This window comes from Gillisella vitis, from assembly GCF_001541345.2.
GTDB classification, from domain to species: Bacteria; Pseudomonadota; Alphaproteobacteria; order Rhizobiales; family Rhizobiaceae; genus Allorhizobium; species Allorhizobium vitis.
The window spans coordinates 458,253-482,330 of the sequence record NZ_LMVL02000002.1 but is presented as its reverse complement, the minus strand read 5'-3'; the positions used below and the strand labels follow the sequence as shown (position 1 = coordinate 482,330).

General features: G+C 56.1%; 25 protein-coding genes, 1 tRNA gene, 2 pseudogenes and 1 riboswitch. Of the genes and pseudogenes, 18 read left to right on the top strand and 10 right to left on the bottom strand.

The window, feature by feature from the left end; all coding sequences use genetic code 11:
• Window positions 1-2 precede the first annotated feature (2 nt).
• The 5 genes from ASB66_RS07160 (at window position 3) to ASB66_RS07130 (ending at window position 3,966) form a co-directional block, all read left to right on the top strand.
• Window positions 3-797: a hypothetical protein gene (locus ASB66_RS07160; protein ID WP_060718009.1), complete on the top strand. Its 795-nt coding sequence runs from the start codon at window positions 3-5 to the stop codon at window positions 795-797.
• A gap of 387 nt (window positions 798-1,184) precedes the next feature.
• The gene (locus tag ASB66_RS07150) at window positions 1,185-1,481 is read left to right on the top strand and encodes a PAAR domain-containing protein (RefSeq protein WP_081089030.1); all 297 of its coding nucleotides are present in this window, start codon (window positions 1,185-1,187) and stop codon (window positions 1,479-1,481) included.
• A gap of 1,027 nt (window positions 1,482-2,508) precedes the next feature.
• The gene (locus ASB66_RS07140; protein WP_234614346.1) at window positions 2,509-2,913 is read left to right on the top strand and encodes an AP2 domain-containing protein; all 405 of its coding nucleotides are present in this window, start codon (window positions 2,509-2,511) and stop codon (window positions 2,911-2,913) included.
• Window positions 2,914-2,989: 76 nt separating this feature from the next.
• A complete protein-coding gene (locus ASB66_RS07135) occupies window positions 2,990-3,496 on the top strand; it encodes a hypothetical protein (RefSeq protein WP_081089031.1) in 507 nt (168 codons plus the stop codon).
• Window positions 3,493-3,966, top strand: a complete 474-nt coding sequence (locus ASB66_RS07130; RefSeq protein ID WP_060718014.1) for a hypothetical protein — start codon at window positions 3,493-3,495, stop codon at window positions 3,964-3,966. Before ASB66_RS07135 ends, ASB66_RS07130 begins: the two co-directional genes overlap by 4 nt.
• A 154-nt stretch (window positions 3,967-4,120) precedes the next feature.
• Here ASB66_RS07130 and ASB66_RS07125 read toward each other — a convergent pair whose 3' ends face one another.
• A complete protein-coding gene (locus ASB66_RS07125) occupies window positions 4,121-4,777 on the bottom strand; it encodes a transcription termination/antitermination NusG family protein (protein WP_081089032.1) in 657 nt (218 codons plus the stop codon).
• Window positions 4,764-5,543, bottom strand: a complete 780-nt coding sequence (locus tag ASB66_RS07120) for a hypothetical protein (protein ID WP_147274016.1) — start codon at window positions 5,541-5,543, stop codon at window positions 4,764-4,766. The genes ASB66_RS07125 and ASB66_RS07120 overlap by 14 nt, the downstream gene beginning before the upstream one ends.
• A 13-nt stretch (window positions 5,544-5,556) precedes the next feature.
• Here ASB66_RS07120 and istA point away from each other — a divergent pair, with 13 nt between their 5' ends.
• The gene (gene istA / locus ASB66_RS07115) at window positions 5,557-7,077 is read left to right on the top strand and encodes an IS21 family transposase (protein WP_060719562.1); all 1,521 of its coding nucleotides are present in this window, start codon (window positions 5,557-5,559) and stop codon (window positions 7,075-7,077) included.
• Complete coding sequence (gene istB, locus ASB66_RS07110; protein ID WP_114386338.1) at window positions 7,067-7,861, top strand: IS21-like element helper ATPase IstB; 795 nt, start codon at window positions 7,067-7,069, stop codon at window positions 7,859-7,861. Before istA ends, istB begins: the two co-directional genes overlap by 11 nt.
• Before the next feature lie 146 nt (window positions 7,862-8,007).
• On the opposite strand, the gene ASB66_RS07105 is transcribed toward istB, so the two are convergent.
• The 3 genes from ASB66_RS07105 to ASB66_RS07095 all read right to left on the bottom strand — a co-directional run bounded on the left by ASB66_RS07105 (window position 8,008) and on the right by ASB66_RS07095 (window position 9,141).
• Window positions 8,008-8,325 (bottom strand): hypothetical protein, encoded by a 318-nt coding sequence (locus ASB66_RS07105; RefSeq protein ID WP_060719564.1) that lies wholly within the window; start codon window positions 8,323-8,325, stop codon window positions 8,008-8,010.
• An 85-nt stretch (window positions 8,326-8,410) separates the two neighbouring features.
• Window positions 8,411-8,647 carry a hypothetical protein gene (locus tag ASB66_RS07100; RefSeq protein WP_060719565.1) on the bottom strand — a complete coding sequence of 79 codons (237 nt, stop codon included), beginning with the start codon at window positions 8,645-8,647 and terminating at the stop codon, window positions 8,411-8,413.
• A complete protein-coding gene (locus tag ASB66_RS07095; protein ID WP_060719566.1) occupies window positions 8,644-9,141 on the bottom strand; it encodes a hypothetical protein in 498 nt (165 codons plus the stop codon). Before ASB66_RS07095 ends, ASB66_RS07100 begins: the two co-directional genes overlap by 4 nt.
• Window positions 9,142-9,654: 513 nt before the next feature.
• Here ASB66_RS07095 and ASB66_RS27105 point away from each other — a divergent pair.
• The 4 genes and pseudogenes from ASB66_RS27105 to ASB66_RS07080 all read left to right on the top strand — a co-directional run.
• Window positions 9,655-9,888: a S24 family peptidase gene (locus ASB66_RS27105; protein WP_420094378.1), complete on the top strand. Its 234-nt coding sequence runs from the start codon at window positions 9,655-9,657 to the stop codon at window positions 9,886-9,888.
• 535 nt (window positions 9,889-10,423) lie between these two features.
• Window positions 10,424-10,734: pseudogene (locus ASB66_RS07085) on the top strand (HNH endonuclease signature motif containing protein).
• Window positions 10,735-10,769: 35 nt separating this feature from the next.
• Complete coding sequence (locus ASB66_RS26030; protein ID WP_147274015.1) at window positions 10,770-10,970, top strand: hypothetical protein; 201 nt, start codon at window positions 10,770-10,772, stop codon at window positions 10,968-10,970.
• Window positions 10,957-11,663: pseudogene (locus ASB66_RS07080) on the top strand (tyrosine-type recombinase/integrase); the annotation flags it as partial. The gene ASB66_RS26030 and the pseudogene ASB66_RS07080, both read left to right, overlap by 14 nt.
• Before the next feature lie 276 nt (window positions 11,664-11,939).
• Here ASB66_RS07080 and ASB66_RS07075 read toward each other — a convergent pair.
• Both ASB66_RS07075 and ASB66_RS07070 read right to left on the bottom strand, forming a co-directional pair.
• Window positions 11,940-12,013: transfer RNA gene (locus tag ASB66_RS07075), tRNA-Gly, on the bottom strand.
• Window positions 12,014-12,068: 55 nt separating this feature from the next.
• Window positions 12,069-13,166, bottom strand: coding sequence for a 2'-deoxycytidine 5'-triphosphate deaminase (locus ASB66_RS07070; protein ID WP_060719568.1), 1,098 nt, complete (start codon window positions 13,164-13,166; stop codon window positions 12,069-12,071).
• Window positions 13,167-13,297: 131 nt separating this feature from the next.
• A riboswitch (SAM riboswitch) is annotated at window positions 13,298-13,376 on the top strand.
• 50 nt (window positions 13,377-13,426) lie between these two features.
• Here ASB66_RS07070 and ASB66_RS07065 point away from each other — a divergent pair.
• The 5 genes from ASB66_RS07065 (at window position 13,427) to truA (ending at window position 17,873) form a co-directional block, all read left to right on the top strand.
• Complete coding sequence (locus tag ASB66_RS07065; protein ID WP_060719569.1) at window positions 13,427-14,611, top strand: O-succinylhomoserine sulfhydrylase; 1,185 nt, start codon at window positions 13,427-13,429, stop codon at window positions 14,609-14,611.
• 403 nt (window positions 14,612-15,014) lie between these two features.
• Entirely contained in the window at window positions 15,015-15,407 is a 393-nt protein-coding gene (apaG, locus tag ASB66_RS07060; protein ID WP_060719570.1) for a Co2+/Mg2+ efflux protein ApaG, read from the top strand.
• Between the two features lie 85 nt (window positions 15,408-15,492).
• On the top strand, window positions 15,493-16,011 hold the full coding sequence (def, locus tag ASB66_RS07055) for a peptide deformylase (protein ID WP_060719571.1): 519 nt from the start codon (window positions 15,493-15,495) through the stop codon (window positions 16,009-16,011).
• A gap of 120 nt (window positions 16,012-16,131) precedes the next feature.
• Window positions 16,132-17,094, top strand: a complete 963-nt coding sequence (gene fmt / locus ASB66_RS07050) for a methionyl-tRNA formyltransferase (protein WP_060719572.1) — start codon at window positions 16,132-16,134, stop codon at window positions 17,092-17,094.
• Window positions 17,094-17,873 (top strand): tRNA pseudouridine(38-40) synthase TruA, encoded by a 780-nt coding sequence (gene truA / locus ASB66_RS07045; RefSeq protein ID WP_060719573.1) that lies wholly within the window; start codon window positions 17,094-17,096, stop codon window positions 17,871-17,873. The genes fmt and truA overlap by 1 nt, the downstream gene beginning before the upstream one ends.
• A gap of 29 nt (window positions 17,874-17,902) precedes the next feature.
• On the opposite strand, the gene ASB66_RS07040 is transcribed toward truA, so the two are convergent.
• Together ASB66_RS07040 and ASB66_RS07035 are read right to left on the bottom strand one after the other, a co-directional pair.
• The gene (locus ASB66_RS07040) at window positions 17,903-18,286 is read right to left on the bottom strand and encodes a response regulator (RefSeq protein ID WP_060719574.1); all 384 of its coding nucleotides are present in this window, start codon (window positions 18,284-18,286) and stop codon (window positions 17,903-17,905) included.
• A gap of 180 nt (window positions 18,287-18,466) precedes the next feature.
• On the bottom strand, window positions 18,467-19,264 hold the full coding sequence (locus tag ASB66_RS07035; protein WP_060719748.1) for an SDR family oxidoreductase: 798 nt from the start codon (window positions 19,262-19,264) through the stop codon (window positions 18,467-18,469).
• Between the two features lie 183 nt (window positions 19,265-19,447).
• On the opposite strand from ASB66_RS07035, the gene glgX reads away from it, so the two are divergent.
• The gene (gene glgX / locus ASB66_RS07030) at window positions 19,448-21,535 is read left to right on the top strand and encodes a glycogen debranching protein GlgX (RefSeq protein ID WP_060719575.1); all 2,088 of its coding nucleotides are present in this window, start codon (window positions 19,448-19,450) and stop codon (window positions 21,533-21,535) included.
• A gap of 108 nt (window positions 21,536-21,643) precedes the next feature.
• On the opposite strand, the gene ASB66_RS07025 is transcribed toward glgX, so the two are convergent.
• The gene (locus ASB66_RS07025) at window positions 21,644-21,925 is read right to left on the bottom strand and encodes a BON domain-containing protein (protein WP_060719576.1); all 282 of its coding nucleotides are present in this window, start codon (window positions 21,923-21,925) and stop codon (window positions 21,644-21,646) included.
• 307 nt (window positions 21,926-22,232) lie between these two features.
• Between ASB66_RS07025 and ASB66_RS07020 the strand changes: the two genes are divergently transcribed.
• The gene (locus ASB66_RS07020; RefSeq protein WP_060719577.1) at window positions 22,233-23,933 is read left to right on the top strand and encodes a long-chain-fatty-acid--CoA ligase; all 1,701 of its coding nucleotides are present in this window, start codon (window positions 22,233-22,235) and stop codon (window positions 23,931-23,933) included.
• The last annotated feature ends 145 nt before the right edge of the window (window positions 23,934-24,078 follow it).

The window sequence follows — 24,078 nt, the reverse complement described above, 5'->3', positions numbered from 1 at the left end:
TTATGAGACGCTCAGAACAGTCTTGGATATGGGAAAAAATAATTGTCGTTCTCAGCATGGACGTCATAGATAATGGAATTATATCAAAAATTGGCCTGACAGATTTCAATGTCACGCAGTTAAGGCCGTCGTTACGCTTCGCGATCGAACGGACCGGGTTCAGCGCTGATAAATCATTGTCATTGTGGGATCTCGCTATTGATGATCTGCAGAAGAAACTTGGCGTCGGACAATCGGGTGCTTTTGTTGAATGGGCAGAGAAATTCCCGTGCGATCCCGATTCTGTTCTCCCAGAACTGAACGCATGGGAGCGTACCTGGCCAGACCTTGCGAACGCCTTAAAAACCTCGGTGTCCGCTAAATCCTGGGGTGAAGACGTCGCAAGCCGCTATTGGCAGATGGTAAGACATCCGATTGTCGAGGATATGCTTACGCAACGACTAACTGCGCCCCTAACAGAATGGGACAAGAGGTGCTTCGGACATTATTCGAATGAAGATATGATATTTGAGATCGAATTTTTCACGTTACTAACTCTGGGATCCGAACGCCGAGAACTTGCGCGGTTTTGGGGTGACGTTTCTGCGGAACTCGACCAGCATGCCAAGGAAGTTGTGTGGGATTTAGGAAAACGTGTGTGGGCCAGCATGCATCAACCGATGGACGAGAGCGCTATACGTTCAATGCGTGGTGAATATGAGAGCGAAATCGAATTCGAGCAGGCAATAGCGGTTATCGGTCATCAAAAGCCGCCGATCGATTTGCCGCATCCTGACACGCTGCTAACCTATGCCTGAGGTTGTGACATGCTATCTGCGGATCAAATGCAGCAAATAGAATTGATATATTTGGAGAGAAATTACATCCCTAGAATGGTCAAGTATCTGCAGGAGGAAGGGTTTTTGGGAGATCCTGATCGGTGGAAAAGACACATCAAGAAGATGCATGAAGGTCTCTCGCTTTTACGGATCAACAGCCCGAGAAATACGTTCCGTTTCTACCGATTTGATTTAGTTTCATCATCCATGAACGCTTCAGACAGACAGTATTTTTATTCAATATTGTTGAAGACGGGTCTTAACGAGACCACCAGAATGGATCTGGTTGAGAAAAATGTCCTCGGTGAAGACAATAGACAGCGCTGGATAGATCTAGAGTGAGAAAACCAACGCGAGAGGTTTGAAATGGGTAATCCGATAGCTGTTATAGGTAGCATGCATTCATGTCCTAAGGTTGAGCCAGGGCCGACGCGCCATATGGGGGGGCCTGTAATCACCGGACAAGGATTTGTCCGCCTCAATGGTGTCCCGATCGCCGTTGTTGGAGATGATGCCATTTGCACTGGCAGCGGACATGTCGATAAGATTACGTCTGGCTCCAGTATTGCACGAATTAACGGTCGTGCCATTGCCCGTGTAGCGGATGCAACCGCTCATGGCGGTTTAATTGCCGAGGGAGTCGGTGAAGTCCGTGTCGATTGACGGAGCATTTTCAAACCAGTTTCGCTATAACACTGAAGATCTCTCGAGAGCGCCGATTTTCCGATGCTGAAATTGATGAAGAGAGGTCGCGAGCGAACGTTACACACTATGTGGATATTATTGCGGGGACGATTCTAGAGCACTGAACGTAGGCGCGCCCTGATACTCAAGGTATAAGACCGATGTGTGGTCCGCTAAATCGCTCTGAATCTATGGAGAAAATGGCAAAAACAACGCGGGCAGAAGGGATGGCCGTTAATTGTTAAAGTCGGACTATTGGATAACTGTAGATGAATTGGGACGTGATACCTTTCGAAAGGATGGGGCCGATCCGTTTCGGTATGACAGCCGAAGAGGTCTCAGCAATAGTAGGCGCACCCGACCGATCAAGTCGAGGCCTACGACCCGGAAGCTTCAATGAGCAACGAGGCACCAAGGCTCCGATCGTTCGTTATCGCGAAAACCGCGTGAGAGAAATTGAAGCCTTTTACGATCTCGAGAATGTTACTCTCAGGGGCGTTCAGATTTTCCAAGGGAACGGGATTGATGTCCTTCGACAACTAGAGGAAATGAATGGGGGAGCCAGCCTATCAGTTGGTATAGTGCTGTTCGGAAACATCGGGGTCACTACAGGACGATTAGATGAAGAACCACGCACAGGGCACTCGATCACTGCTTTTGCGACTGGTACGTGGGATGGTCTAACAGACGACTTCACGACCATCACGTTCAGATAGGGCTAAATCTAATGACTTCTTTGCATAAGGCCCCAGTCTCTGATGATGGCAGATCTAGTCACTGTCGCAGCATCAGCCATGGCAGAAAGAAATCCAGTCGATGACTGGCCCGCTTCGAATTTAATTGGCCTAGTGTCTGAGAATAGACGATGACCAGAGTAGGACCAAAAATTTCTCCAGAAACCCGCTTCCACGATGAGGCAATGTACGCGATCCATCGGGTGGATACGAACCGCCATCGTCAAAATGCATGGTTGGTCCATCTAACCCGCGGTGGAAAAACGATCCAGATGACGTTTAGCGATAGAACCTATGGCGGCAAGGAACAGGCGCTGGAGGTGGCACAAGCTTACCGCGATGCAGTTCTGAGGGTCGTGCCTCCTTTGACCAACAAGGATATGCGCATGCTGGTGCGCAAGAACAGGTCCGAAGGCAGCAGCGTGCCGGGCGTCTATTATATCGAACGCGCCGGGGCGCATAGATCCGACATCTGGATGGCCCGTATCGAGATCGCCGTTGATGATAACACACCGGTCCCTGCGGGAAAGCGCCGTCGCCGGCAGTTCACGCGCTCGTTCAATGTCGCCAAATATGGTTACGAAGAAGCGCGGCGCATGGCCGAGGAGGAGCGCATCCGCATGGTGCTGGCCGTCAAAACGGCGAAGATCCTGCCCTGCGCAGTCCGCAGGCCGTGACGCTGCACCAAAAACTTACCTGTGACGATAGCGGTGATTAGAGACTTCTTCTTCCCGGCATCCGTGAGGACCGACATTGGCACTGTTTGCAGCAATTTCTCATCGCCTCCCGTTCCGGCTGACTGAGAGTGTCGTGATCAGTCTGATTGCAGCGATCGAAGCCCCGGCGAATGAGGTGACCGTCGCGCAGGCCCTCGATGTCTGCCGATCAGCAACTGTCCAAGAAGCAATGCAAAAGGGAGATCTGCTTGGCTGGCCTCGGATGCCGGAAGATAAGAATTGGAAGTCGTCTTACGAGACCTATAACAAGGTCACCGTCGAGGTCGTCGGATGGCGCGACGAGACCGCAGGAAGCAGCTTAAGTTTCTGGATCGCCAAAGGCGTTAATCCCGGCAAAGCGTGCAATTACAGCCTCACCAACAAAGATACCCTGTTCGCAGAGATGAAAGCCGTCCTTGGCCCACCTCAGGACGAGGATCATAACGAGATAACCAATACCGCCTATTGGCGGCTATCCAATACCGAAATCTATTATACCAAGGTCGGCTCAACATCTGGCTTCACCATGGGCAGGAAAATATGACTAAGAGAACGTGGATCGCCTTGATCGTCGCCCCGCTGTGGTTGCCCATATGCGTTGTCGGAACCATCGTCCTCACGGCATCTTCGGATCCGATTTTATCGACCATGTCGAGGACAGAAGCTGTTACTTTGAGTTTGGCAGTTGGCGCACCAGCGGCCTATCTCATCATGTTGATAGTTGGCGTTCCAATTGGCCTGGCGCTTAACGCCCGAGGGCTGAGACGTGTAACGCCTTACATCGTCAGTGGGTTTTGTTCGGGCGTCATACTTCGATGCACTGGGATCGCCACAGTTTGGTTCTCGTTTGCATATCGAAATAACCTTGAAATAAACATTGTCGGAAGAGAGCTCAGCGATGCGTTCCTCCACGAGCCAATGCGCCTACTGGCACCGGGGTTAATCGGCCTATTGGTTGGAGCGACCTACTGGCTGATCGCCCGTCCAGATTTACACCAACCCATTTCTGAATAATGGCTTTTTGCCTCCAATTTCCACTCGCTACACACGAATGACTGACGCCGGTGCGGGAAGCGGATCGGGTTCAAGGCTAACCTACCCCCCTGCCCCCGAGGCCCCGGGCTATCTGACCATCGGCCAAGGGAGCTTCACCTTGCAAGCGATGACCTCAGGTCGCGATGGCATCAATACCCATGGTGATCTCACTCATGCCGCCAAACAGCGGCACGTCAACCACCACCTGACCACGCTTCGACAGCACCTTGCGCACCGTCACCACGAAGTCGGCAAACGGGCCAGAGCGGATCGCCACCTGCTTGCCCAGTACATCCGGCATCGGTGGTACGTCGCCCGCTTCTATATGCTTTCTCTCCGCAGTCTTGGCCGATAGGAGCAGCTGACGCATCAAGGATTCCGGCATCAGGTAGGGCTTACCATCCTGGCCCATCAGGCTCCGCAGCTTGGAGGCCAGCATGCCCCCGACATAGGCTTCATTGTCCGAGATCACCTGCACGAACACGTATCCCCGAAATAGCGCCCGCTGGACGACGATCGCTGGCTTGCCGCGTCTGGGTGGTAGTCTCAGCCGCTCGCAGGGGCACCAGCATTCAATTGCCTGCTGTCCAAGGCTATCGCGGATAACCTGCTCCATGCCGATCTTGCAGCTCGCCACCACCCATCGAGCCAGTTGGTCGAAGTCAGGCCGGTCACGCCTGGCCATGGCGATCTGGCGCTGGCGCTTGACCTCAAGGGCTTTGGCGTCCGTCAGCTTCGCAAGCCTTTCGTTCGAGACGCTATTCAGAAGTTTGCCGTTATGCTGCATCATGGATGCGTCCCTCGCTGAGGCTGATTTTGAAGTGCTGAAGGGCGGCCTCGACCGCCGCATCGAGATCGGGCTCTGCGGGGTCGACAGGCGGGAAGTAATTCCACTCGCACCGACCATCGATAAACATCCATCCCCGCCGCTCATGGAGACGCCGCCAAGCGGCAAACAGGTCGCTGTCCGGCTTGACCCCGACAAAGCCTGCCACCAGCGGCAACAGATCCGCCGAGGTGACAAACGGTTCGCCGCGAAGGGCGCGGTCCTGCATTTTGACCACCAACGGCCAGCCGTGCTCCCGGCGCTTTTCCCAGATCAGCGCTTCCCGGCTGATCGCACCGGTGGCAATCCGCCGCTCATCGAAAGCCGTGATGAAGAACGGGCCGGTCGGGTCTGACAGCAGGGCCTCCAAGCGACGTCCCATCCAAAGCTTGCCGCACGGCTTGGCGACAACGCGCGCTGGCTCCTGTGTGGCAGCCAGATGGTCTGGCAGGTCTGTCCATGTCCGTGCTTTGAGGTAAACGGCGGGCGCTGTCAGGTCGTCGCGCTTTGCCCAGGCCAGATAGGCTGGTGTTCGCTCACTGCAGGCGTCCCGCTCCTCAGCCGACAGCGCAAACCAGGCATTGCGGGCAAATTCGGGACTGCCGGGCTTGGGCCAGAGTTTGTACCAGGCTGTTGGTTTCCACGCGGAACTGAGCCGGTTAGGCGGATAATTTCCATTGAGAATTGAGCCATGTGAACCTTCCCCCAACGCGGTGAGCGACGGGGGCAACGGAGTGATCCACATGGGACTTTTAAATATTATTCGTCGGATGGCGCTGCGCGAGAAGCAGTTGATCCGCGAGATCAGCCGGCGCACTGGGCTGTCACGCAACACGATCGCGAAGTATTTGAGCGCTGGTGCGATTGAGCCGACGTTCACGGTACCGGAACGACCGAGCAAGCTTGATCCTTTTGCCGACAAACTTTCTGGCTGGCTGAAGACCGAGGCAGGGCGGTCGCGCAAGCAGCGCCGAACGCTGAAGCAGCTTCATGCGGATCTGGTGGTTCTCGGTTTTACCGGCTCTTATGGCCGGGTCGCTGCTTTCGCGCGTGAGTGGCGGGCTGACCAGCAGACGGCGGGGCGGGGTATATTTGTTCCGCTGTCTTTCCGTCCCGGTGAAGCGTTCCAGTTCGATTGGAGTGAAGACTATGCCGTCATTGGTGGCGAGCGAGTGAAGCTACAGGTGGCGCATATGAAACTGTCGCACAGTCGGGCTTTTCTGGTCAGGGCCTACCTGCTGCAAACGCACGAGATGCTCTTCGACGCCCACTGGCACGGCTTCCGGGTCTTCGGCGGCGTACCAGGTCGCGGCATCTACGATAACATGAAAACGGCGGTCGATCGTGTCGGTCGGGGCAAGGAGCGGCAGGTCAACGTCCGCTTCCTGGCGATGACGAACCACTACGTCTTTGCACCTGAGTTTTGCAATCCGGCGGCCGGCTGGGAGAAAGGTCAGGTCGAAAAGAACGTTCAAGATGCTCGTCCCCGACTGTGGCAACAGATGCCGGACTTTGCGGACCTTGCGGCATTGAACACCTGGCTGGAACAGCATTGCCACGACCTGTGGCGGGAGACGCCGCACGGTGCCTTGCCCGGCACGATTGCCGATGTTTGGGCTGGTGAGCGGGCATCCTTGATGGCGCTTCCAACCGCATTTGACGGCTTCGTCGAACAAAGCAAGCGTGTGTCGCCAACGTGCCTGGTCACCTTCGAGCGTCATCGCTACAGCGTGCCAGCATCTTTTGCCAACCGCCCGGTTAGCCTGCGGATTTATCCCGAACGGCTGGTCGTTGTGGCGGAGGGCAATGTGTTATGCGAACACGTGCGGATCATTGAGCGCGATCATCACAAGCCACCGAGAACGATTTACGACTGGCGGCACTACCTTGCCGTCATCCAGCGCAAACCTGGTGCACTGCGCAATGGCGCCCCTTTCCTGGAATTGCCGCTGGCCTTTCGACAGTTGCAGGCGCAGATGCTGCGCCGCCCCGGCGGTGATCGAGAAATGGCCGATATCCTTGCTCTTGTCCTTCAGCACGACGAACAGGTGGTCGTCAGGGCTGTGGAAATGGCCTTGGATGCAGGTGTGGCGACCAAGACGCATGTGCTGAACCTGCTGCATCGGCTGATCGACGGTAAGACGACTGACGGCCCTGACATCGATACGCCACAGGCGCTGACCTTGCTTTGCGAACCTAAAGCCAATGTAGAGCGCTACGATGGTCTGCGCGTCCAAATCGCGGGAGGTCGCCATGCGTCATGATCCCGCAAGCGCTGCCGTCGTCATCATGCTGCGTAGCCTGAAGATGTATGGCATGGCTCAGGCCGTCACGGACCTGATCGAGCAAGGGGCTCCAGCCTTTGATGCGGCCGTGCCGATCTTGTCCCAGTTACTGAAGGCTGAATTGGCTGAACGTGAGGTCCGCTCCATCGCATATCACATGAAGGCTGCTCGCTTTCCTGCGTACAAAGACATCTCCGGCTTCGACTTCGCCGCCAGCGAGATCAACGAAGCGACGGTGCGCCAATTGCATCGGTGCGAGTTCATGGACGAAGCCCAGAATATCGTGCTCGTCGGCGGACCGGGCACAGGCAAAACACATGTTGCGACCGCTCTCGGTGTCCAGGCAATCGAGCATCATCGCCGGAAGGTCCGCTTTTTCTCGACGATCGAACTGGTCAACGCACTCGAACAGGAGAAGGCCAAGGGCAAGGCAGGTCAGATTGCCGAGACGCTGGTTCGCCTCGATCTGCTGATCCTGGATGAGCTCGGATACCTTCCGTTCAGCGCTTCAGGCGGAGCGCTGCTGTTCCACCTGTTAAGCAAGCTTTATGAGCGCACCAGCGTCATCATCACCACCAACCTCAGCTTCAGCGAATGGGCAACTGTCTTCGGCGACGCCAAAATGACGACCGCTTTGCTCGACCGCCTGACCCATCGTTGCCACATCCTGGAAACCGGTAACGACAGCTTCCGATTCAAGGCCAGTTCGGCCGCAGCGGCACAGAAGAGAGGAGAAAAGGCAAGCCTCTTGACCAAAGCCTGATCAGAAAACCATACTTAGAGCTGGCTCACTTCTCGGTGGAAAAACCGGCTCAGTTCCGCGCGAAAACCAACAGTCGCGCTCAGAAACCGGTGAAAGGCAGCATGGAACAGCAGAATGGAGGCTTGCGCCGCGTGGTTCGGCTTGTGCTATCGGCCCGCTGGCTGGCTATTGTTCTGCGCCTCCAGCTCACCACGCAGATCGCGCACCGCAATCGCTGCCCGATCAAACAGACGGAGGAACAGGCGCAAATGATCGAGCGCCCAGAAGATAAGGTCACGTTCGTCATGCAAGGCGGCCGGATGAATGGTGGCAATATGCACCTGCTCGCCCATCAGCCGATGCACGATCAGGCGCAACCCGCCGCGATCGGCTTCCAGCGTCCAGACATAATTATTCAGACGCTCAGCCGACCCCTTGAGCCGATTCACCGTCGAGGCTTCGCGCTGGCGGTTCACATCTTGCATGATGCGGCCACCGTGTTCACTGCGAGAATAAGGGAAAGCCCGGCAGAGCCGGGCTTGGGAAACTTGACTGACGCATAACCGGCCATCAGTTCGCCCTCATCAGACGATCAAGATAGGCCTGCCCGAGACCGGTCAGAAGCACCGTCTTCTGATCCTCGCGGATCAACACATAGCCGCAGGCACGGCAGTCGTTCGCCAACTGCCGCTCAGGACCATCAGGCACGATCAGCTGACCCCCATGGATTTTGAGCTTGCGCAGGAAGGCCCGTGCCCGCGCACTCAAGGGCCGCTCGAACAGCGGGGTCAAGGTTGCGTCGATCATGGCTGATCTCCCACGATCCGCAGGCCAAGCTTATCGCCGCCCCTCGCCTTCACACCGGCCAGCGCCTTGCGAAGCGCAGCAAGACCGACTTCCAATTCCGCTGCATCCCGATCCATCTTGGTGGCTTCGGCAGGTGTCACCACCATGTCGGAGATCGCCACCGCGCCACCGGAAATCAGATCACCAGCCCGGCGCACCATCTCCGAATAGGCAACGACGACACCCTGCTCTACGGCCTTGTCGCTTGCCGGGTCTGTCAACCGGCGACCGTTCAATTCCGCCATAGCCGAGGTCACGACCGGCACCCCGCATTCGCTCTCCAGGGCATAGACAACCGAAATCGGCATCAGGTCCGTATCACGCGGGTTGTTCATCCGTCCGATATGGCTGGCAGACACCGACGAGATCTCCGACGCCCGCTCGATACCGCCAACCAACCTAATCAGGTCGCGTTGCGCCGCTTTGATGCAATGAAACCAAGCGCTTGTGTGCATAAGACAAAACCTTTCCCGCGCCGGGAAATCTCCGGCGTTTTTCCCGTGGTGGGAATTGATCAAAAATGTGAGGAATGGGCCGTCAGATACTCAGGGAGGCCCGCATGCAAACCGAAACTTGCCCGCACCAGGCACGGCGCCAACATCACCCCGGGTGCGGGCTGCGCGCGGCCGAGAGGAGAGCCTGCGCGATTGGAAGCTCAAGGGATGACCTAACGACAACATCATCGCGTGGCCTCCGCATATTGAGGTAAGGGCGATAAATGACAAGGCTAGATAGTATCCAAAAAATAGCACACGTCCTGAATGTATCAGCGGGCTGGCTGGCTTTCGGAGAGAAAAATTCTGATATTGGACAGGAGCCGATCCAGATTCCGCTCATAAGCTGGGTCGCAGCTAGCCCTTTTGCTGAGAGGGGCTTCATAGAACATCAAGCCAGCGCAGAGCGAATTTCAGTTCATGGCCGAAAGCCACCGGCATATTTCGCACTTACCGTACAAGGTGATTCCATGAATCAGCGTTGCACCGGAAGGTACTACGATTATTGTCAATGCATCTGCGAAAGAACTGCTGCCCCGCAAATTTTATATCTTTCAAAAAGATGAAACAGCTACCTTCAAGCGGTTTATGTCAAATCTTGATAGGTTAGAACCATATTCAACCAATCCCCAACACGAGGCAATGAGCATTGATGCGGAAACCTTTGTGCTCGGCCAAGTGATCCGTTTTATAACAGACTTATCCTAAAGCTAGGAAAGCGGATTTAAGGTGGATATTTTGTAATTGGTCCGCCAGTGACACCAAAGCAACCTTATTTTTAGATAAGCATCAAATAAAAACTAAAGGAATTCTATAGCCACGAATCATTACCAGAAGTTGTTATTGCAAGGTAACAAGAATTTATTATTATCAACCGCATTCTTGGTCAGGACAATGACGTTGAAAAGATTGATTGTAACCGGTCCGAACGGAGCCGGCAAAAGCTATCTTGCGGCACAACTGGCAGCAGCACGACCAGATGTGCCAGTTATTTCGTTTGACGCAATCAAGTTAACTAACAATTGGAAACAGCGTCCCAAATCGCAGATCGATGCAGAGTTACTGCTAGTGCACTGACGCATTCACGCAGCCGAAGTTGGCGAGCCCAGCGATCCTTTTGCCGCCTGGGAAAGCGTTGCCGCACTCAAGGCGGAAAACGAGCGGCTAAAGACCCTCGTCACTGCTCACAAAACCGCCGCCGTTCTATCATCATCGAGCTACAAATCACCGGAGGCAACCTCCGATGCCTGATGCAAGCCGCCGCGACGAGATCCGCGAACGAATTATGTCTCGTGTGATTGAAAACCCGCGAACGGGTTGCTGGATCTGGTCAGGTCCGACCTCCGGCAACGAAGGACGCGGCGCGGGTTATCCGCGCATGTCGCTCAGTGGGCAGACGGTTGCCGTCCATCTTGTCATGTGGAGCAACGAGTTCGGTTTCATTCCCGGCAAAAAAGAGATCGACCACGTATGCCGCAACCGGCTTTGTGTCCGCCCGCATCCCGATCACCTGGAGCTAGTCAGCAGAAAAACGAAGCCCGCCGCCGTGAGTAGGCAAAGCGGGCATTTACATGCGAGGACGTTAGGACATGACCAGACGCCAGTCGTTCCGAGCCAGCGACATCAAAACAATTCTCTGCGCGCTGCAGAAGAGCGGACTGTTACCCACCGCAATGGACACCATGCCCGATGGCACGGTTCGCTGGCACTTTACACCTACTTCTCAAAATGAGCAGAATGATCTGGACAGGGAACTTGCGGAGTTTGAACGAAGGCATGGTCATAGTTGAATTGAAGGGAATTCACCACGTAAAGTCCAAAGGAAAGATCTATTATTATGCTTGGCGCGGCGGCCCCAAACTGACAGGCGAGCCAGGCACCCACGAATTTATGGCCTCATATAACGAGGTCGTCGCGACACGCGCCGCGCCGGAAAGCGGCAAATTCCGGTCCATCATTACCAACTACAAAGCGTCTGAATTCAACAAGCTGGCAGCCTCAACCAGACGCGTTTGGACGCCATGGATCGATCGCATATCCGAATATTTCGGTGATCTCAGCATCGCCCAGTTCAACCGTCACGAGCGTATCCGCCCCATCATCCGTCGGTGGCGCGGCCAATATAGCGAGACACCCAGAAGCGCAGACACAGGCTTGCAAGTGCTATCGCGCATCCTGTCCCATGGCGTTGATCCCATGGGCAAGATTGCATCAAATCCCTGCGAAGGCATCAAGCATCTTTACAGCAACGACCGCGCCGAGATCATCTGGACCGATTCCGACATCGAGCAGCTGAAAACTGAATGCTCGAATGAAGTCGCTTGGGCAGTCGATCTTGCGGCGCATACCGGCCTGCGCGTCGGCACCTCGTCAAGTTATGCTAGTCGCATGTCCGCGAAGATGCCATCATCATTTCCACCGGCAAAAGCCGACACAAGCGCGAAGCCATCATCCCGCGCTACGATACCGTTAATGAGATCCTGGCCAGCATCCCAAAGCGGTCGCCGATCATCCTTACCAACTCATTCAAGAAGCCATGGACGCAGGACGGCCGTGCAAGCTCGTTCTGGACTGCAAAGGTAAAATCCGGCCTCCAGGAACGCGATCTACACTTCCACGACTTGCGCGGAACAGCAGCCACCAAAGAGATGATCAGGCAAATCAACGAGGCCAGATCGAGAACAGAGTTTGTAAAACCATCTGTAAAACCGTCAGGAAATTGACCGCGAAAAACGGACGTAAGTCATTGAAAAAACGTTTGGAGCGGGTGAAGGGAATCGAACCCTCGTATTCAGCTTGGGAAGCTGCTGCTCTACCATTGAGCTACACCCGCCTGATGCCCGAGAGTTCCTACACTTGGGCGTTGATGTCAAGCATGAAAGCGCAGATCAGGCGGCACGGAAATGCTTGGAGAGCTTCAGTCCCTGGGCCTGATAGTTGGAGCCGAGGCCCGTGCCGTAGAGGCCTGCGGGATGCTCGAGCATATGCTCATAGACCAGGCGCCCGATGATCTGGCCGTGCTCAAGGATATAGGGCACTTCGTGGCTGCGCACTTCCAGCACAGCGCGGCTACCAGTGCCACCGGCCCCGGCATGGCCGAAGCCGGGATCGAAAAAGCCAGCATAATGAACGCGGAATTCGCCGACCAGCGGATCGTACGGGGTCATTTCGGCGGCGTAGAGTGGCGGGACATGGACGGCCTCGCGTGAAACGAGAATGTAGAACTCGTCGGGATCGAGGATTAATTCGTCACGTCCACGGCTGTAGAGCGGTTCCCAGAAGTCAAGCACATCATGGGCAGCCTTGCGGTCGACGTCGATCACCGCCGTATGATGCTTGCCGCGATAGCCAACCAGCCCGTCCGGCCCCGTCCCTTTCAGGTCGATGGACAGCGCGATGCCGCCACCCGAGACATTGGGCGTCTCGCTGGCCACCAGCGTCTCAGTCTTGTGCAGATCCAGAAGTTCGCTATCGCTCAGAATCGCATGGCCGATGCGGAAGCGGATCTGCGACAGGCGAGAGCCACGCCGCACGATGATCGGAAAGGTCCGAGGGCTGATTTCCAGATAAAGCTGGCCCTTATAGCCTGCCGGAATCTTGTCGAATTCCTGAGCGTAATCGACCATCACCCGCGTAAAGATGTCGAGGCGACCGGTCGAGCTTTTCGGATTGGTGGAGGCTGACAGATCCGCTGGCAGATCCAGGCTCTCCATCAGCGGCACGATATAGACACAGCCGGTTTCCAAGACAGCGCCATGGTCGAGGTCGATTTCGTGCAGGGTCAACCGTTGCAGTTTATCCGCCACGGTGCTGTTGGGGCCGGGCATGAAGCTGGCGCGCACCCTGAGCGCTTTGGAGCCCAGCCTCAGATCGAGGCTCGCCGGCTGGATCTGGTCCTGATCGAGCATGGTTTCGCTCAAAAGTGAGCCCGAGCCAAACAAGTCGCCGATGGCGCGATCCGCCAATATGCCCGCATTCCGCTTCATTATGTCTTCCTTGCAGCGCCGACGCCGAACAATGCGCGCGCAACATGCCGCAGCCTGTAAAACCTCGGCATATAGTATATGACAAAACCAAACTCCGGGAATTGACGCAAGCAAAAGAACGGCGTAAGCAAATCTTATCCCGTGGTGATTTGGCCGGTCGGCTTGCAGCCACGTTAAACAATTGGCTAAAAAGATCGGACACGTGCAAACCGGTCCGTATTTCGCGACCGGTTTTTTTGTGTTCGAAAGGCTCATACAGCATGGCTAACAACTGGCGCCCAGCAACCAAACTCGTTCATGGCGGCACGCTGCGTTCACCTTATGGCGAAACATCCGAAGCCATCTATCTCACCCAGGGCTTCGTCTACGACAGCTCGGAAGCGGCTGAAGCCCGTTTCAAGGGTGAGACAGAAGGCTATATTTACGCCCGCTACGGCAGCCCGACCAATGACATGTTCGAAAAGCGCATGTGCCTGTTGGAAGGCGCTGAAGATGCCCGCGCCATGGCCTCCGGCATGGCTGCCGTTGCAGCCTCCATTCTCTGCCAGGTTCAGGCTGGCGACCATATTGTCGCCGCCCGCGCTCTGTTCGGCTCCTGCCGCTGGGTAATCGAAACCTTGGCACCCAAATATGGCGTGGATTTCACCCTGGTCGATGGCCGCGACCTGAAGAATTGGGAAGACGCCATCCGCCCGAATACCAAGGTATTCTTCCTGGAAAGCCCGACCAATCCTACCCTGGAAGTGGTGGATATTGCCGGCGTCGCCAAGCTTGCCAACCAGGTCGGCGCGACCGTGGTGGTCGACAATGTTTTCGCCACCCCGCTCTTTCAAAACCCGCTGGAACTTGGCGCCCATGTCGTCGTCTATTCGGCAACCAAGCATATCGACGGCCAGGGGCGCTGCCTGGGCGGCATCGTGCTGTCGTCCAAGCAATGGATTGAGGAAAAGCTCCAGGATTACTTCCGCCATACCGGTCCGGCCATGTCCCCCTTCAACGCCTGGACCCTGTTGAAGGGTGTGGAAACCCTGCCGCTGCGCGTCAAGCAACAGACGGAAAATGCCGGTCGTATCGCCGATTTTCTGGCTGACAACAGCAAGATTGCCCGCGTCATCTATCCAGGCCGCGCCGACCATCCGCAGGCTGACATCGTTGCCAAGCAGATGAAGGGCGGCTCCACCCTGGTGGCTTTCGAGATGAAGGGCGGCAAGGCGGCGGCCTTTGCCCTCCAGAATGCTCTGCAAGTGGTGAAGATCTCCAACAACCTCGGCGATGCCAAGAGCCTGATCACGCACCCGGCCACGACCACCCACAAGAACCTGACGGACGAGGCCCGTGCAACGCTCGGCATGTCCGGCGGCACTTTGCGCCTGTCCTGCGGCATTGAAGACGCCGAAGACCTGGTAGAGGACTTCGCTCAGGCACTGGAGGCCGTTTCCGCGTGATGGGCGCGAATACCGAGGACGGAAAGGCTTGAGATGTTCTCAAGCTGTAAGATTTCAGGTGGCGTGACGCGCCACCTGAACCGCATAAGATGCAGCAGTTATGAAGTGCAACAGCGTCCTTTGTGCATTTTATAAAACGGGCCGCGCCGTAGCCCGATCTGAAACACCCATATCCTTCATGGAGAAACCTGATATAGTGGTGCCAGTCTTTCCCTAATTTTGCCGCAGCAGTTTTTTTAAACTCTAAAAAATTTTCTAATACCCTTATTTTTTACTGGAAATTAAGTCTGTTAATGGTCTTTATTAACGCAGGATTATTTCCATGCAACGACACTGCTACAAACCATAACCTTATCGGCTTTTGCAAATGTATGCTTACCAAAGCGTCAAGAAGTCTCTTTTCATGTATCGCGCGCTGACACAAGATATAGAGGTCACAGTCGAGCCATTTTATCTGGCGGAACAGTCCGACCCGGAAGACAGTCGCTATGTCTGGGGCTACAAGGTCGTCATCGTCAATCAGTCGAATGTGGCCGTGCGGCTTATCAACCGTTACTGGCATATTACAGATCAGAATGGCCAGGTGGACGAGGTGAGCGGTCCGGGCGTGATCGGCGAACAGCCACGCCTGGCGCCGGGTGAAAGTTTTGAATATTCGTCAGGCTGTCCACTGGACACGCCATCCGGCATCATGTTCGGTCGCTACGAAATGGAAACCGACGATGCCGAAACATTCGACGTCGCCATTCCCGCCTTTTCTCTGGACACCCCGGATCTGCGCCGAGTCCTGAACTGATCAACCACGCACTCCAGTCAAAGGCATGGCTTTTACCGCATTTTTTTGATTTCCTTGAAAACCGGGATGGTTTATGGGGAGATTCATGACGACAAAGCCGATTATCATTTTGCCTGACCCGCTGCTGCGCGAGGTCTCCCAACCCATTGAGCGGATCGATGCCGACCTTGAGCGGCTGATCGATGACATGCTCGAGACCATGTATGATGCGCCCGGCATCGGCCTCGCTGCCGTTCAGATTGCCGTACCTCGTCGTCTTCTGGTCATCGATGTCTCGAAGGAAGGCGAAGACAAGCAACCGCTGGTCTTTATCAATCCGGAAATCATTGGCAGTTCTGAGGCCCGCTCCACCTATGAGGAAGGCTGCCTTTCCATTCCCGATTACTATGCGGAGGTGGAGCGCCCGGCAGCCGTCACGGTGAAATCACTGGATCGCCACGGCAAGGAACAGCTGATCGAGGCCGATGGCCTGCTTGCCACCTGTCTGCAACATGAAATCGACCATCTGAACGGCACCCTGTTCATCGACCATATTTCGCGGCTGAAACGTGAGATGGTGATCAAGAAATTCTCCAAGGCGGCAAAGTCAAAGGTGACGGTCTAGAATCGATAGGGTTCATCTTGAATCCGGCAGGTTGCAGGCCTTATCGTCTTGGCTCGTGTTTTTTGGAAAATCCAGTTTCGACGTCCTCCCCGATAACCTCTAGAAGATCGGTCTTGATCCATGGCTCTTCGCATGATTTTCATGGGGACTCCGGAATTTTCGGTGCCGATCCTGAATGCGCTCCACGACGCGGGCCATCAGATTGTTGCGGTCTATAGCCAGCCGCCGCGCCCGGCCGGACGCAGGGGGCTGGATCTGACCAAATCGCCCGTCCATCAGCAGGCCGAAAAGCTCGGACTGCCGGTGCTGACCCCGCTAAATTTCAAAGCGCAGGACGATCGTGATGCCTTCTCCGCTCATCAGGCCGATGTCGCCGTGGTCGTAGCCTACGGCCTGCTGCTGCCGGAAGCCATCCTGACCGGCACGCGGCTGGGCTGCTATAATGGCCACGCCTCGCTACTGCCCCGCTGGCGGGGTGCAGCGCCGATCCAGCGCGCCATCATGGCCGGAGATACGCAAACCGGCATGATGGTGATGAAGATGGACAAGGGGCTGGACACCGGCCCAATAGCGCTGACGTGCCGCCTGACCATTCCCCCCGACATGACCGCCGGTGAACTGCACGACGCCCTGAGCCAGATCGGTGCGGAGGCGATGGTTGAAGCCATGGCCAAACTGGAGGCAGGCGACCTGCCGCTGACAGCCCAGCCAGAAGACGGCACCGTCTACGCCGCCAAGATCGACAAGGCCGAAACCCGCATCGACTTTTCAAAGCCCGCCACGCAGGTTCACAACGGCATTCGCGGCCTGTCGCCCTTTCCGGGCGCCTGGTTCGAGGCGGACATCAACGGCAAGCCGGAACGTATCAAGGTTCTAGCCAGCCAGATGGCAGAGGTCACGGACACCGCAAACGTGCCGGGCACCGTGCTGGACGACGCCCTGACCATTGCCTGTGGCATGGGTGCAGTCCGTCTTGTCCGACTGCAAAAAGCTGGCGGCAAACCGCTAGATGCCGTGGAATTCCTGCGCGGCACGCCCATAAGCGCAGGCGCGGTATTTACCTCGGCAAAGGCCGGAACCTGATGCCACGCTATAAGCTGACCGTGGAATATGACGGCACGCCCTATGTCGGCTGGCAGCGGCAGGACAATGGTCCCTCCGTGCAGGGTGCGCTGGAAGTGGCAGTGCTTGGCCTGACGGGGGAAACGGTTGCGATCCGGGGTGCGGGCCGCACCGATTCCGGCGTTCATGCCAGCGGTCAGGTGGCGCATGTCGATCTTTCGCGTCAATGGCTGCCGTACAAGTTGCGCAATGCCTTGAACGCGCATCTGGCACAGGCTGGCGAAGCAATCTCAATTCTGGCTTGCGAAGCCGTTCCTGACGCCTTCGACGCGCGTTTTTCGGCGTTGAAACGGCATTATCTCTATCGGATCATCTCACGCCCGTCCCGGCTGGCGCTAGAGGCCAATCGCGCCTGGTGGGTATCAAAGCCGCTGGACCACGAAGCCATGCATGCGGCGGCGCAAATGCTGGTTGGCAATCACGATTTCACCACCTTCCGCTCGGTTCATTGTCAGGCCATCAGCCCGGTGCGCACGCTGGACCGTCTGGATGTCAGCCGCAACGGCGATCTCATCGAGATTCGCGCTTCCGCCCAGAGTTTTCTGCACAACCAGATTAGATCTTTTGCTGGCACCTTGAAAAGGGCGGGAGAAGGCAAGATGACGCCGCAGGATGTGCGCGCCGCGCTGGAGGCCCGCGACCGCAAGGCCTGTGGCCCGGTGGCGCCGCCACAGGGCCTGTATTTTTTGCAGGTCGACTACGCGACCGATGGCAATTGGCGGCCTTATTCGAAAACCTGATCTATGACTTTGTTTCGGGAAAACCGATATTAATAGCTGGTTGCCCGCAGTGCCGACCACGGACGCTCTCGCACCAGTTGGACCATGACATTCACATAATCCGCCGGCTTGGCGATAATCCGGTCGGCGGGAATGCCGCAGGCGACGATTTCCTGAAGCGGCGAACCTGATACGACCCGGTAGGGAATGCCGGAGCGACATAGTCTTTCCACCACCGGCGTTATCTTTCCGTCCAGCACCTGGAAATCAAGGATCGCGGCGGTAATCCTGTTGGCTTCGAGACAGAGAAGCGCGTCGCTGACCGTTTCCGTGGTCACGACATTGGCCCCCGCATGGGCAACGCTATCGGCCGCATCCATCGAAATGAATGCATCGTCTTCCACAATCAGGATCGTTTCAGGCTCTGGCTTCATGACATTGTCTCCTTGTCTGAGCCGGTAACGCGCCAACCCGGTCTTTGTTCAACTTTGGATCAAAAAGAGTAGTTCATGCTTAACAAATGATTAAAATACGCAAATCTTAACGACAGTTAAAACAGTTGCATCATCAAACTCCACTTTTACTTATTTCGACTAAAATAAACCAATAGCATTCTATCGTATCAGACTTTGCGCCCCATCGATCCAGACGGGTGTACCACTGATATGGCGGGCCGCATCGGACGTCAGAAAGCCGATCAGATCGGCAACCTCTTGGGCGGTGCCTGGCACACCATGCGTCAGAGGAATGGCCTGATGTGGTGGCGGCTGTGGGATGTCGAGACGTTCGGTAGAGCGTTTGTTTGTGTTGTCATCGATCTCAGTCTCAATGGCGCCTGGGCAAACCGCATTGACGCGGATGCGGTCGGGGCCCAATTCCACCGCCAATTGCTGTACCATGGCCAATTGTCCGGCCTTGGTGGCACTATAAGCTGTGGCACCAGGAGACGTGAACGTGCGCGTGCCATTGATAGAGGAGACAACGACAATGCTGCCGCCGCCATTGCGGCGCAGATGCGGCACGGTCAGATGCATAGTCAGGTAGGTGCCACGCAGATTGATGGCCATCGTCTGGTCCCATTCCTGCGGCTGCAATTCATCAATCGGCGCCCAGACGCCATTGACCCCCGCATTGGCCACCACGATATCGAGCCGGCCACGCCATGCGATCAGTGTTTCGACCCCTGCCCGCAGAGAGTCAGTTTCAGCGACATCTGCGACAAGAACTATGGCCTTGCCATCCAAGTGCGCAATGTCTTCGGCCACACGCTCCAATTCATCCTTGGTGCGCCCCAGCAGCCCGACGGCGCAACCATCCTGGGCAAGTCTGATCGCGGCTGCCCGCCCAATGCCGGAGCCCGCGCCTGTGACCAGCGCCACACGTTTATCGTTGTCGATTTTATTCTGATGCATGCAACCTCCTCTGCCATTGCACCCGGATTGGCGCCCTGCAAGCGTTGAGCGCCGCCGCAAGCCGATGGCCGTCTGCGCAATGACCAACAGATCAAGCTGCCAAATGTTCCTGAAGACCTTAAGGAACAAAGCCATGGCGAGGGAATTACTGTTGCACCGCAGCGACAAGCCCTGAGAGCGACCATGGACATCCAAACGAGTAACTTCAAAATTCTTCCCGGCGAGTGGCAACGACTGGGTGCCCGCTACACTGGCGAAGGGGTTAATTTCGCCCTGTTTTCCGCCCATGCTGATCGCGTCGAGCTATGTCTCTATGATCCCAGCGGCAGCATCGAGATCGCCCGGATGGATTTGCCTGATTACACCAATGAGATCTGGCATGGATTTGTGCCAGGGCTGAAGCCCGGAGCGCTCTATGGTTTCCGCGTCCATGGGCCTTTTGAGCCTGAAAACGGCCATCGCTTCAATCATAACAAGCTGCTGCTCGATCCCTATGCCCGCGAACTGGTGGGCGATATCCGTTGGTCGCCCGAAGTCTTTGGCTATCATTTCGACGATCCTGACAAGGATCTGTCCTTCAACGATCTCGACAGCGCGGCTTTCATGCCAAAATGCCGGGTCGTGGATCCCAATCAGATCGATTGGGGCAATGATCGCCGTCCTCAGGTTTCCTGGGCTGACACCATCGTCTATGAAACGCATGTCAAAGGCTTCACACAGCTCAATCCCGCCATTCCGCAGGAACTGCGCGGTACGTTCGAAGGCCTCGGCCACAAGGCGGCGGTTGACTATATCAAGAGCCTTGGCATTACCTCTGTCGAACTGCTGCCGATCCACGCCTTCCCGGATGACGGACCACTGCTGGACAAGGGCTTGAAAAATTACTGGGGCTATAACACCATTGGCTTCTTTGCCCCTGCGCATCGCTATTACGGCGCCAACGGCATCCAGGGCTTCCGCGACATGGTTCGCGCCTTCCATGATGGTGGCATCGAGGTCATTCTCGACGTGGTCTACAATCACACGGCGGAAGGCAATGAACTTGGCTCGACCCTGTCCTTCAAGGGCATCGACAACTTTTCCTACTACCGCACCCTGCCGGACAATCACCGCTATTACATCAATGATACCGGCACCGGCAACACGGTGAACACCTCCCATCCGCGGGTTCTCCAGATGGTGATGGACTCGCTGCGTTACTGGGCCGATGACATGCATGTCGATGGTTTCCGCTTCGATCTTGGCACGATTCTGGGCCGGGAACCTGAGGGCTTCGATGAGCGTGGTGGCTTCTTCGATGCCGTCACCCAGGACCCGACCCTTGCCGGGGTCAAGCTGATCGGCGAGCCCTGGGATATCGGTCCAGGTGGCTACCAGGTTGGCGGCTTTCCCCCGGGTTGGGCGGAGTGGAACGACAAATACCGTGACAGTTGCCGCGAGTATTGGCTGAACGGCGACAATTGCGCTCCGGATTTCGCGGCGCGACTGCTGGGCTCCGGCGATCTCTATGACCAGCGCGGTCGCCGTCCCTGGGCCAGCGTCAATTTCATCACCGCCCATGATGGCTTTACGCTGAACGACCTCGTTTCCTATGATGGCAAGCACAACGAAGACAATGGCGAGGATAATAACGACGGTCACAACGACAATCGCAGCCATAATTATGGCCATGAGGGTCCGACCGATGACGAAGGCACCAATGCGGTGCGCGAGCGCCAGAAACGCAATTTCCTGGCCACTCTGCTGTTTTCCCATGGCACGCCGATGCTGCTGGCCGGTGATGAATTCGGTCGTTCGCAGATGGGCAATAACAACGGCTATTGCCAGGATAGCGAAATCAGTTGGCTGCATTGGGAAAATCTGCCCGACAGCGCCGATGCCCTGCGTGATTTCACTAAGCGGGTCATCTCCCTTCGCAAGGAGCAGCCCTTGCTGCGGCGGGAGAACTGGCGCGATGGCATGATGATTGATTGGTACAGCGTCAGCGGCGGCCGTCAAACCTCGGAAAACTGGGAAAACAGCAATGCGCTGATCACCCGCCTTCACCGCGAAGACCTCCAGGTCGAAGAAGGCATCTGGTCGGATATCATGATGCTGTTCAATCCGCTCGATGAAGACACCATCTTCACCATTCCCAAGGAAAGCGGCGGAGAACGGGTGCTTGAACTGATCACCGGCGATCCGGAGCGTCAGGGCGAAAAGGTCAAGCAAGGCGAAAAATTCAAACTGCTGCCGCGCAGCATGGCGCTTTTGCGGACGATTCAAACCTGATCTGCGATAGCGCATCACAACTGAAATAATAAAGGCCCGGGGTTTTCCCGGGCCTTTATATGTATGGGATGGTGCCACATGTCCACGTGCTACGTATGGCGATCCGCGTCAGTGGATCGTGCGGTCGACAATCTCAAGATCGACGGAGACCTTGAAAACACCGGGAACCGAAAGAGCCACTTCAACGGCACGGTCGACCTCACTCTCGGAATAGACAAGGCCTCGCAAGCAAATCTCATTGCCGATCGCTATCACCTCGATATCAGAGGCATCGATACCGTCTGAACCCGCAAGCTGGGAGGCAACGGCCGTTTCCAGCTCCGCCAGAGGCGGATTTTCCTCAACGATCTCAGGGGTCTCTCCGAAAGTTTTAGCGGGTTTGAAAACCATGGCACTTTCCTCCTTGTTTGCGTGAAGTCTCATAGGAGCTAACGCATCACCGGGAGGTTGGTTCAATGCGAAACTGGTCGCCAATCGGTTGTTGTCGAACATGCCTATGCGTGAGCATCTTCGATGCCATGGAACAAAATGATTTCACATTATTTTCGCTGGGGATTAATTGACGTTTACGTCAAAGTTACTATAACGTTGGACTTGCATTCCTGGAGCTCAAAGTTCCATATTTGGAGTGCGTGGTCAGGCGCACTGTCATCACCTTGAGGAGGGAGGGGCAGGAAGTCGAAAAAGGGAGTGAGGAATGAATACTCTGTCCAGGCCTGAAAGCAATTTTGCGGCGCGCCGAATCTGGCTTGCATACTATCCCGCCTCGGTGCCTGCGGAACTGCCGCCCCTCGATCACGAATCGCTACCCGAACTGTTCGATGAAAACTGCGTGACCTACGCGTCCCGCAAGGCCTTCACCAGCATGGGCCGCTCCATGACCTTTCAGGAGCTTGGCGAGCAGGCGACGAAAATTGCCGCCTGGCTGCAAGCCGAAGGGTTCAGCAAAGGCGACCGGATCGCTGTGATGATGCCCAACGTCTTGCAAAATCCGGTGATTGTGTTTGGCATCCTCAAGGCCGGAATGATCGTCGTCAATGTCAATCCGCTCTATACACCGCGCGAACTGGCGCATCAACTGAAGGATTCCGGCGCGGTTGCGATTTTCGTGCTGGAGAATTTTGCCCACACGGTACAGGCGGTGATGGACAAGGTGTCCCTACGCCGCGTGGTCGTGACCAGCATGGGCGACATGCTTGGCCTGAAAGGCCATCTGGTGAATTTCATCGTTCGCAAGGTGAAGAAGCTCGTGCCGGCCTGGTCGATTGCCAATTCCCGAAGCTTCGCATCGGTGCTGGCGGCAGGTGGGAACGCCAGATTTCGGCCAGAACCCCTTTCCCGCAATGACATCGCCTTTCTGCAATATACCGGCGGCACGACAGGGGTTTCGAAGGGAGCGGTGCTGACCCATGGCAACCTCATCGCCAATACCATGCAGATGTCGCTGTGGTTGGGGTCCGCTTTCGATACCCGCCCAAGACCCGAAACGCTGACCTTTATCTGCGCTTTGCCGCTCTATCATATCTTTGCGCTGACCGTGAACGCCCTGATGGGCATTGCCTGCGGTGGCCACAATATCCTGATCGCCAATCCGCGTGACATTCCAGGCTTTGCCAAGGAATTGTCCCGCTATGATTTCAACATCATCATCGGCTTGAATACGCTGTTCAACGCCCTGATGAACAATGAGGCCTTCCGCAAGCTGGACTTTTCCCATCTGCAACTGACCTTTGCCGGTGGCATGTCGGTACAGCGACCGATCGCTGAGCGGTGGCACCAAATTACCGGCTGCCCGATCACCGAAGGCTACGGCCTGTCGGAAACCTCGCCGGTGGCAACCGCCAATCGCATGAACGACAAGGACTTCAGCGGCTGCATCGGCATGCCAATCTCCTCCACCGATGTCGATATCCGTGATGAACAGGGCCAAAGCCTGGCTTTGGGAGAGGTCGGGGAAATCTGCATTCGCGGACCGCAGGTCATGGCAGGCTATTGGCAACGACCGGAAGAAACGGCGCGGGCGATGACCGAGGATGGGTTTTTCCGCACCGGCGACATGGGCTTTATGGACGCGCGCGGCTATACCAAGATCGTTGACCGCAAGAAGGATATGATCCTGGTCTCCGGCTTCAATGTCTACCCCAACGAGATCGAGGAAGTCGCGGTCATGCATCCCGGCGTGCTGGAGGCCGCGGCTATCGGTGTGCCGGACCCGCATTCCGGTGAAGCCGTCAAACTGTTTGTGGTGCGCAAGGACCCGAGCTTGACGGAGCAGCAGGTTAAGGACCATTGCGCTGCAAACCTGACCAATTACAAGCGCCCCCGCCATGTGGCCTTTCTTGAAGAATTGCCAAAATCCAATGTCGGCAAGATTCTGCGTAAGGATCTGAGACCTTAAAGACACCACACAGACAGGGACGAGATGGGGCATTCTGCCCCCCTCGTCGGTCTTCTCTGCCTTGCGAGGGAGAGAGCGTAATCCCCCCTCATTTCTATCGGATTATTTTTCTCCTTAAAACATTCCGGTTTTGGGAATTATGCAG

What these genes read in the sequence shown, in the direction of transcription:
- glgX (WP_060719575.1), top strand. Translation starts at nt 19,448, where the DNA reads ATGGACATCCAAACGAGTAACTTCAAAATTCTTCCCGGCGAGTGGCAA.
- def (WP_060719571.1), top strand. Translation starts at nt 15,493, where the DNA reads ATGACGACAAAGCCGATTATCATTTTGCCTGACCCGCTGCTGCGCGAG.
- fmt (WP_060719572.1), top strand. Translation starts at nt 16,132, where the DNA reads ATGGCTCTTCGCATGATTTTCATGGGGACTCCGGAATTTTCGGTGCCG.
- apaG (WP_060719570.1), top strand. Translation starts at nt 15,015, where the DNA reads ATGTATCGCGCGCTGACACAAGATATAGAGGTCACAGTCGAGCCATTT.
- ASB66_RS07095 (WP_060719566.1), bottom strand. Translation starts at nt 9,141, where the DNA reads ATGCACACAAGCGCTTGGTTTCATTGCATCAAAGCGGCGCAACGCGAC.
- istB (WP_114386338.1), top strand. Translation starts at nt 7,067, where the DNA reads ATGCGTCATGATCCCGCAAGCGCTGCCGTCGTCATCATGCTGCGTAGC.
- ASB66_RS07140 (WP_234614346.1), top strand. Translation starts at nt 2,509, where the DNA reads ATGACGTTTAGCGATAGAACCTATGGCGGCAAGGAACAGGCGCTGGAG.
- truA (WP_060719573.1), top strand. Translation starts at nt 17,094, where the DNA reads ATGCCACGCTATAAGCTGACCGTGGAATATGACGGCACGCCCTATGTC.
- ASB66_RS07035 (WP_060719748.1), bottom strand. Translation starts at nt 19,264, where the DNA reads ATGCATCAGAATAAAATCGACAACGATAAACGTGTGGCGCTGGTCACA.
- istA (WP_060719562.1), top strand. Translation starts at nt 5,557, where the DNA reads ATGGGACTTTTAAATATTATTCGTCGGATGGCGCTGCGCGAGAAGCAG.
- ASB66_RS07025 (WP_060719576.1), bottom strand. Translation starts at nt 21,925, where the DNA reads ATGGTTTTCAAACCCGCTAAAACTTTCGGAGAGACCCCTGAGATCGTT.
- ASB66_RS07020 (WP_060719577.1), top strand. Translation starts at nt 22,233, where the DNA reads ATGAATACTCTGTCCAGGCCTGAAAGCAATTTTGCGGCGCGCCGAATC.
- ASB66_RS07070 (WP_060719568.1), bottom strand. Translation starts at nt 13,166, where the DNA reads ATGAAGCGGAATGCGGGCATATTGGCGGATCGCGCCATCGGCGACTTG.
- ASB66_RS07130 (WP_060718014.1), top strand. Translation starts at nt 3,493, where the DNA reads ATGACTAAGAGAACGTGGATCGCCTTGATCGTCGCCCCGCTGTGGTTG.
- ASB66_RS07125 (WP_081089032.1), bottom strand. Translation starts at nt 4,777, where the DNA reads ATGATGCAGCATAACGGCAAACTTCTGAATAGCGTCTCGAACGAAAGG.
- ASB66_RS07105 (WP_060719564.1), bottom strand. Translation starts at nt 8,325, where the DNA reads ATGCAAGATGTGAACCGCCAGCGCGAAGCCTCGACGGTGAATCGGCTC.
- ASB66_RS07040 (WP_060719574.1), bottom strand. Translation starts at nt 18,286, where the DNA reads ATGAAGCCAGAGCCTGAAACGATCCTGATTGTGGAAGACGATGCATTC.
- ASB66_RS07065 (WP_060719569.1), top strand. Translation starts at nt 13,427, where the DNA reads ATGGCTAACAACTGGCGCCCAGCAACCAAACTCGTTCATGGCGGCACG.
- ASB66_RS07160 (WP_060718009.1), top strand. Translation starts at nt 3, where the DNA reads ATGAGACGCTCAGAACAGTCTTGGATATGGGAAAAAATAATTGTCGTT.
- ASB66_RS26030 (WP_147274015.1), top strand. Translation starts at nt 10,770, where the DNA reads ATGACCAGACGCCAGTCGTTCCGAGCCAGCGACATCAAAACAATTCTC.
- ASB66_RS07150 (WP_081089030.1), top strand. Translation starts at nt 1,185, where the DNA reads ATGGGTAATCCGATAGCTGTTATAGGTAGCATGCATTCATGTCCTAAG.
- ASB66_RS07100 (WP_060719565.1), bottom strand. Translation starts at nt 8,647, where the DNA reads ATGATCGACGCAACCTTGACCCCGCTGTTCGAGCGGCCCTTGAGTGCG.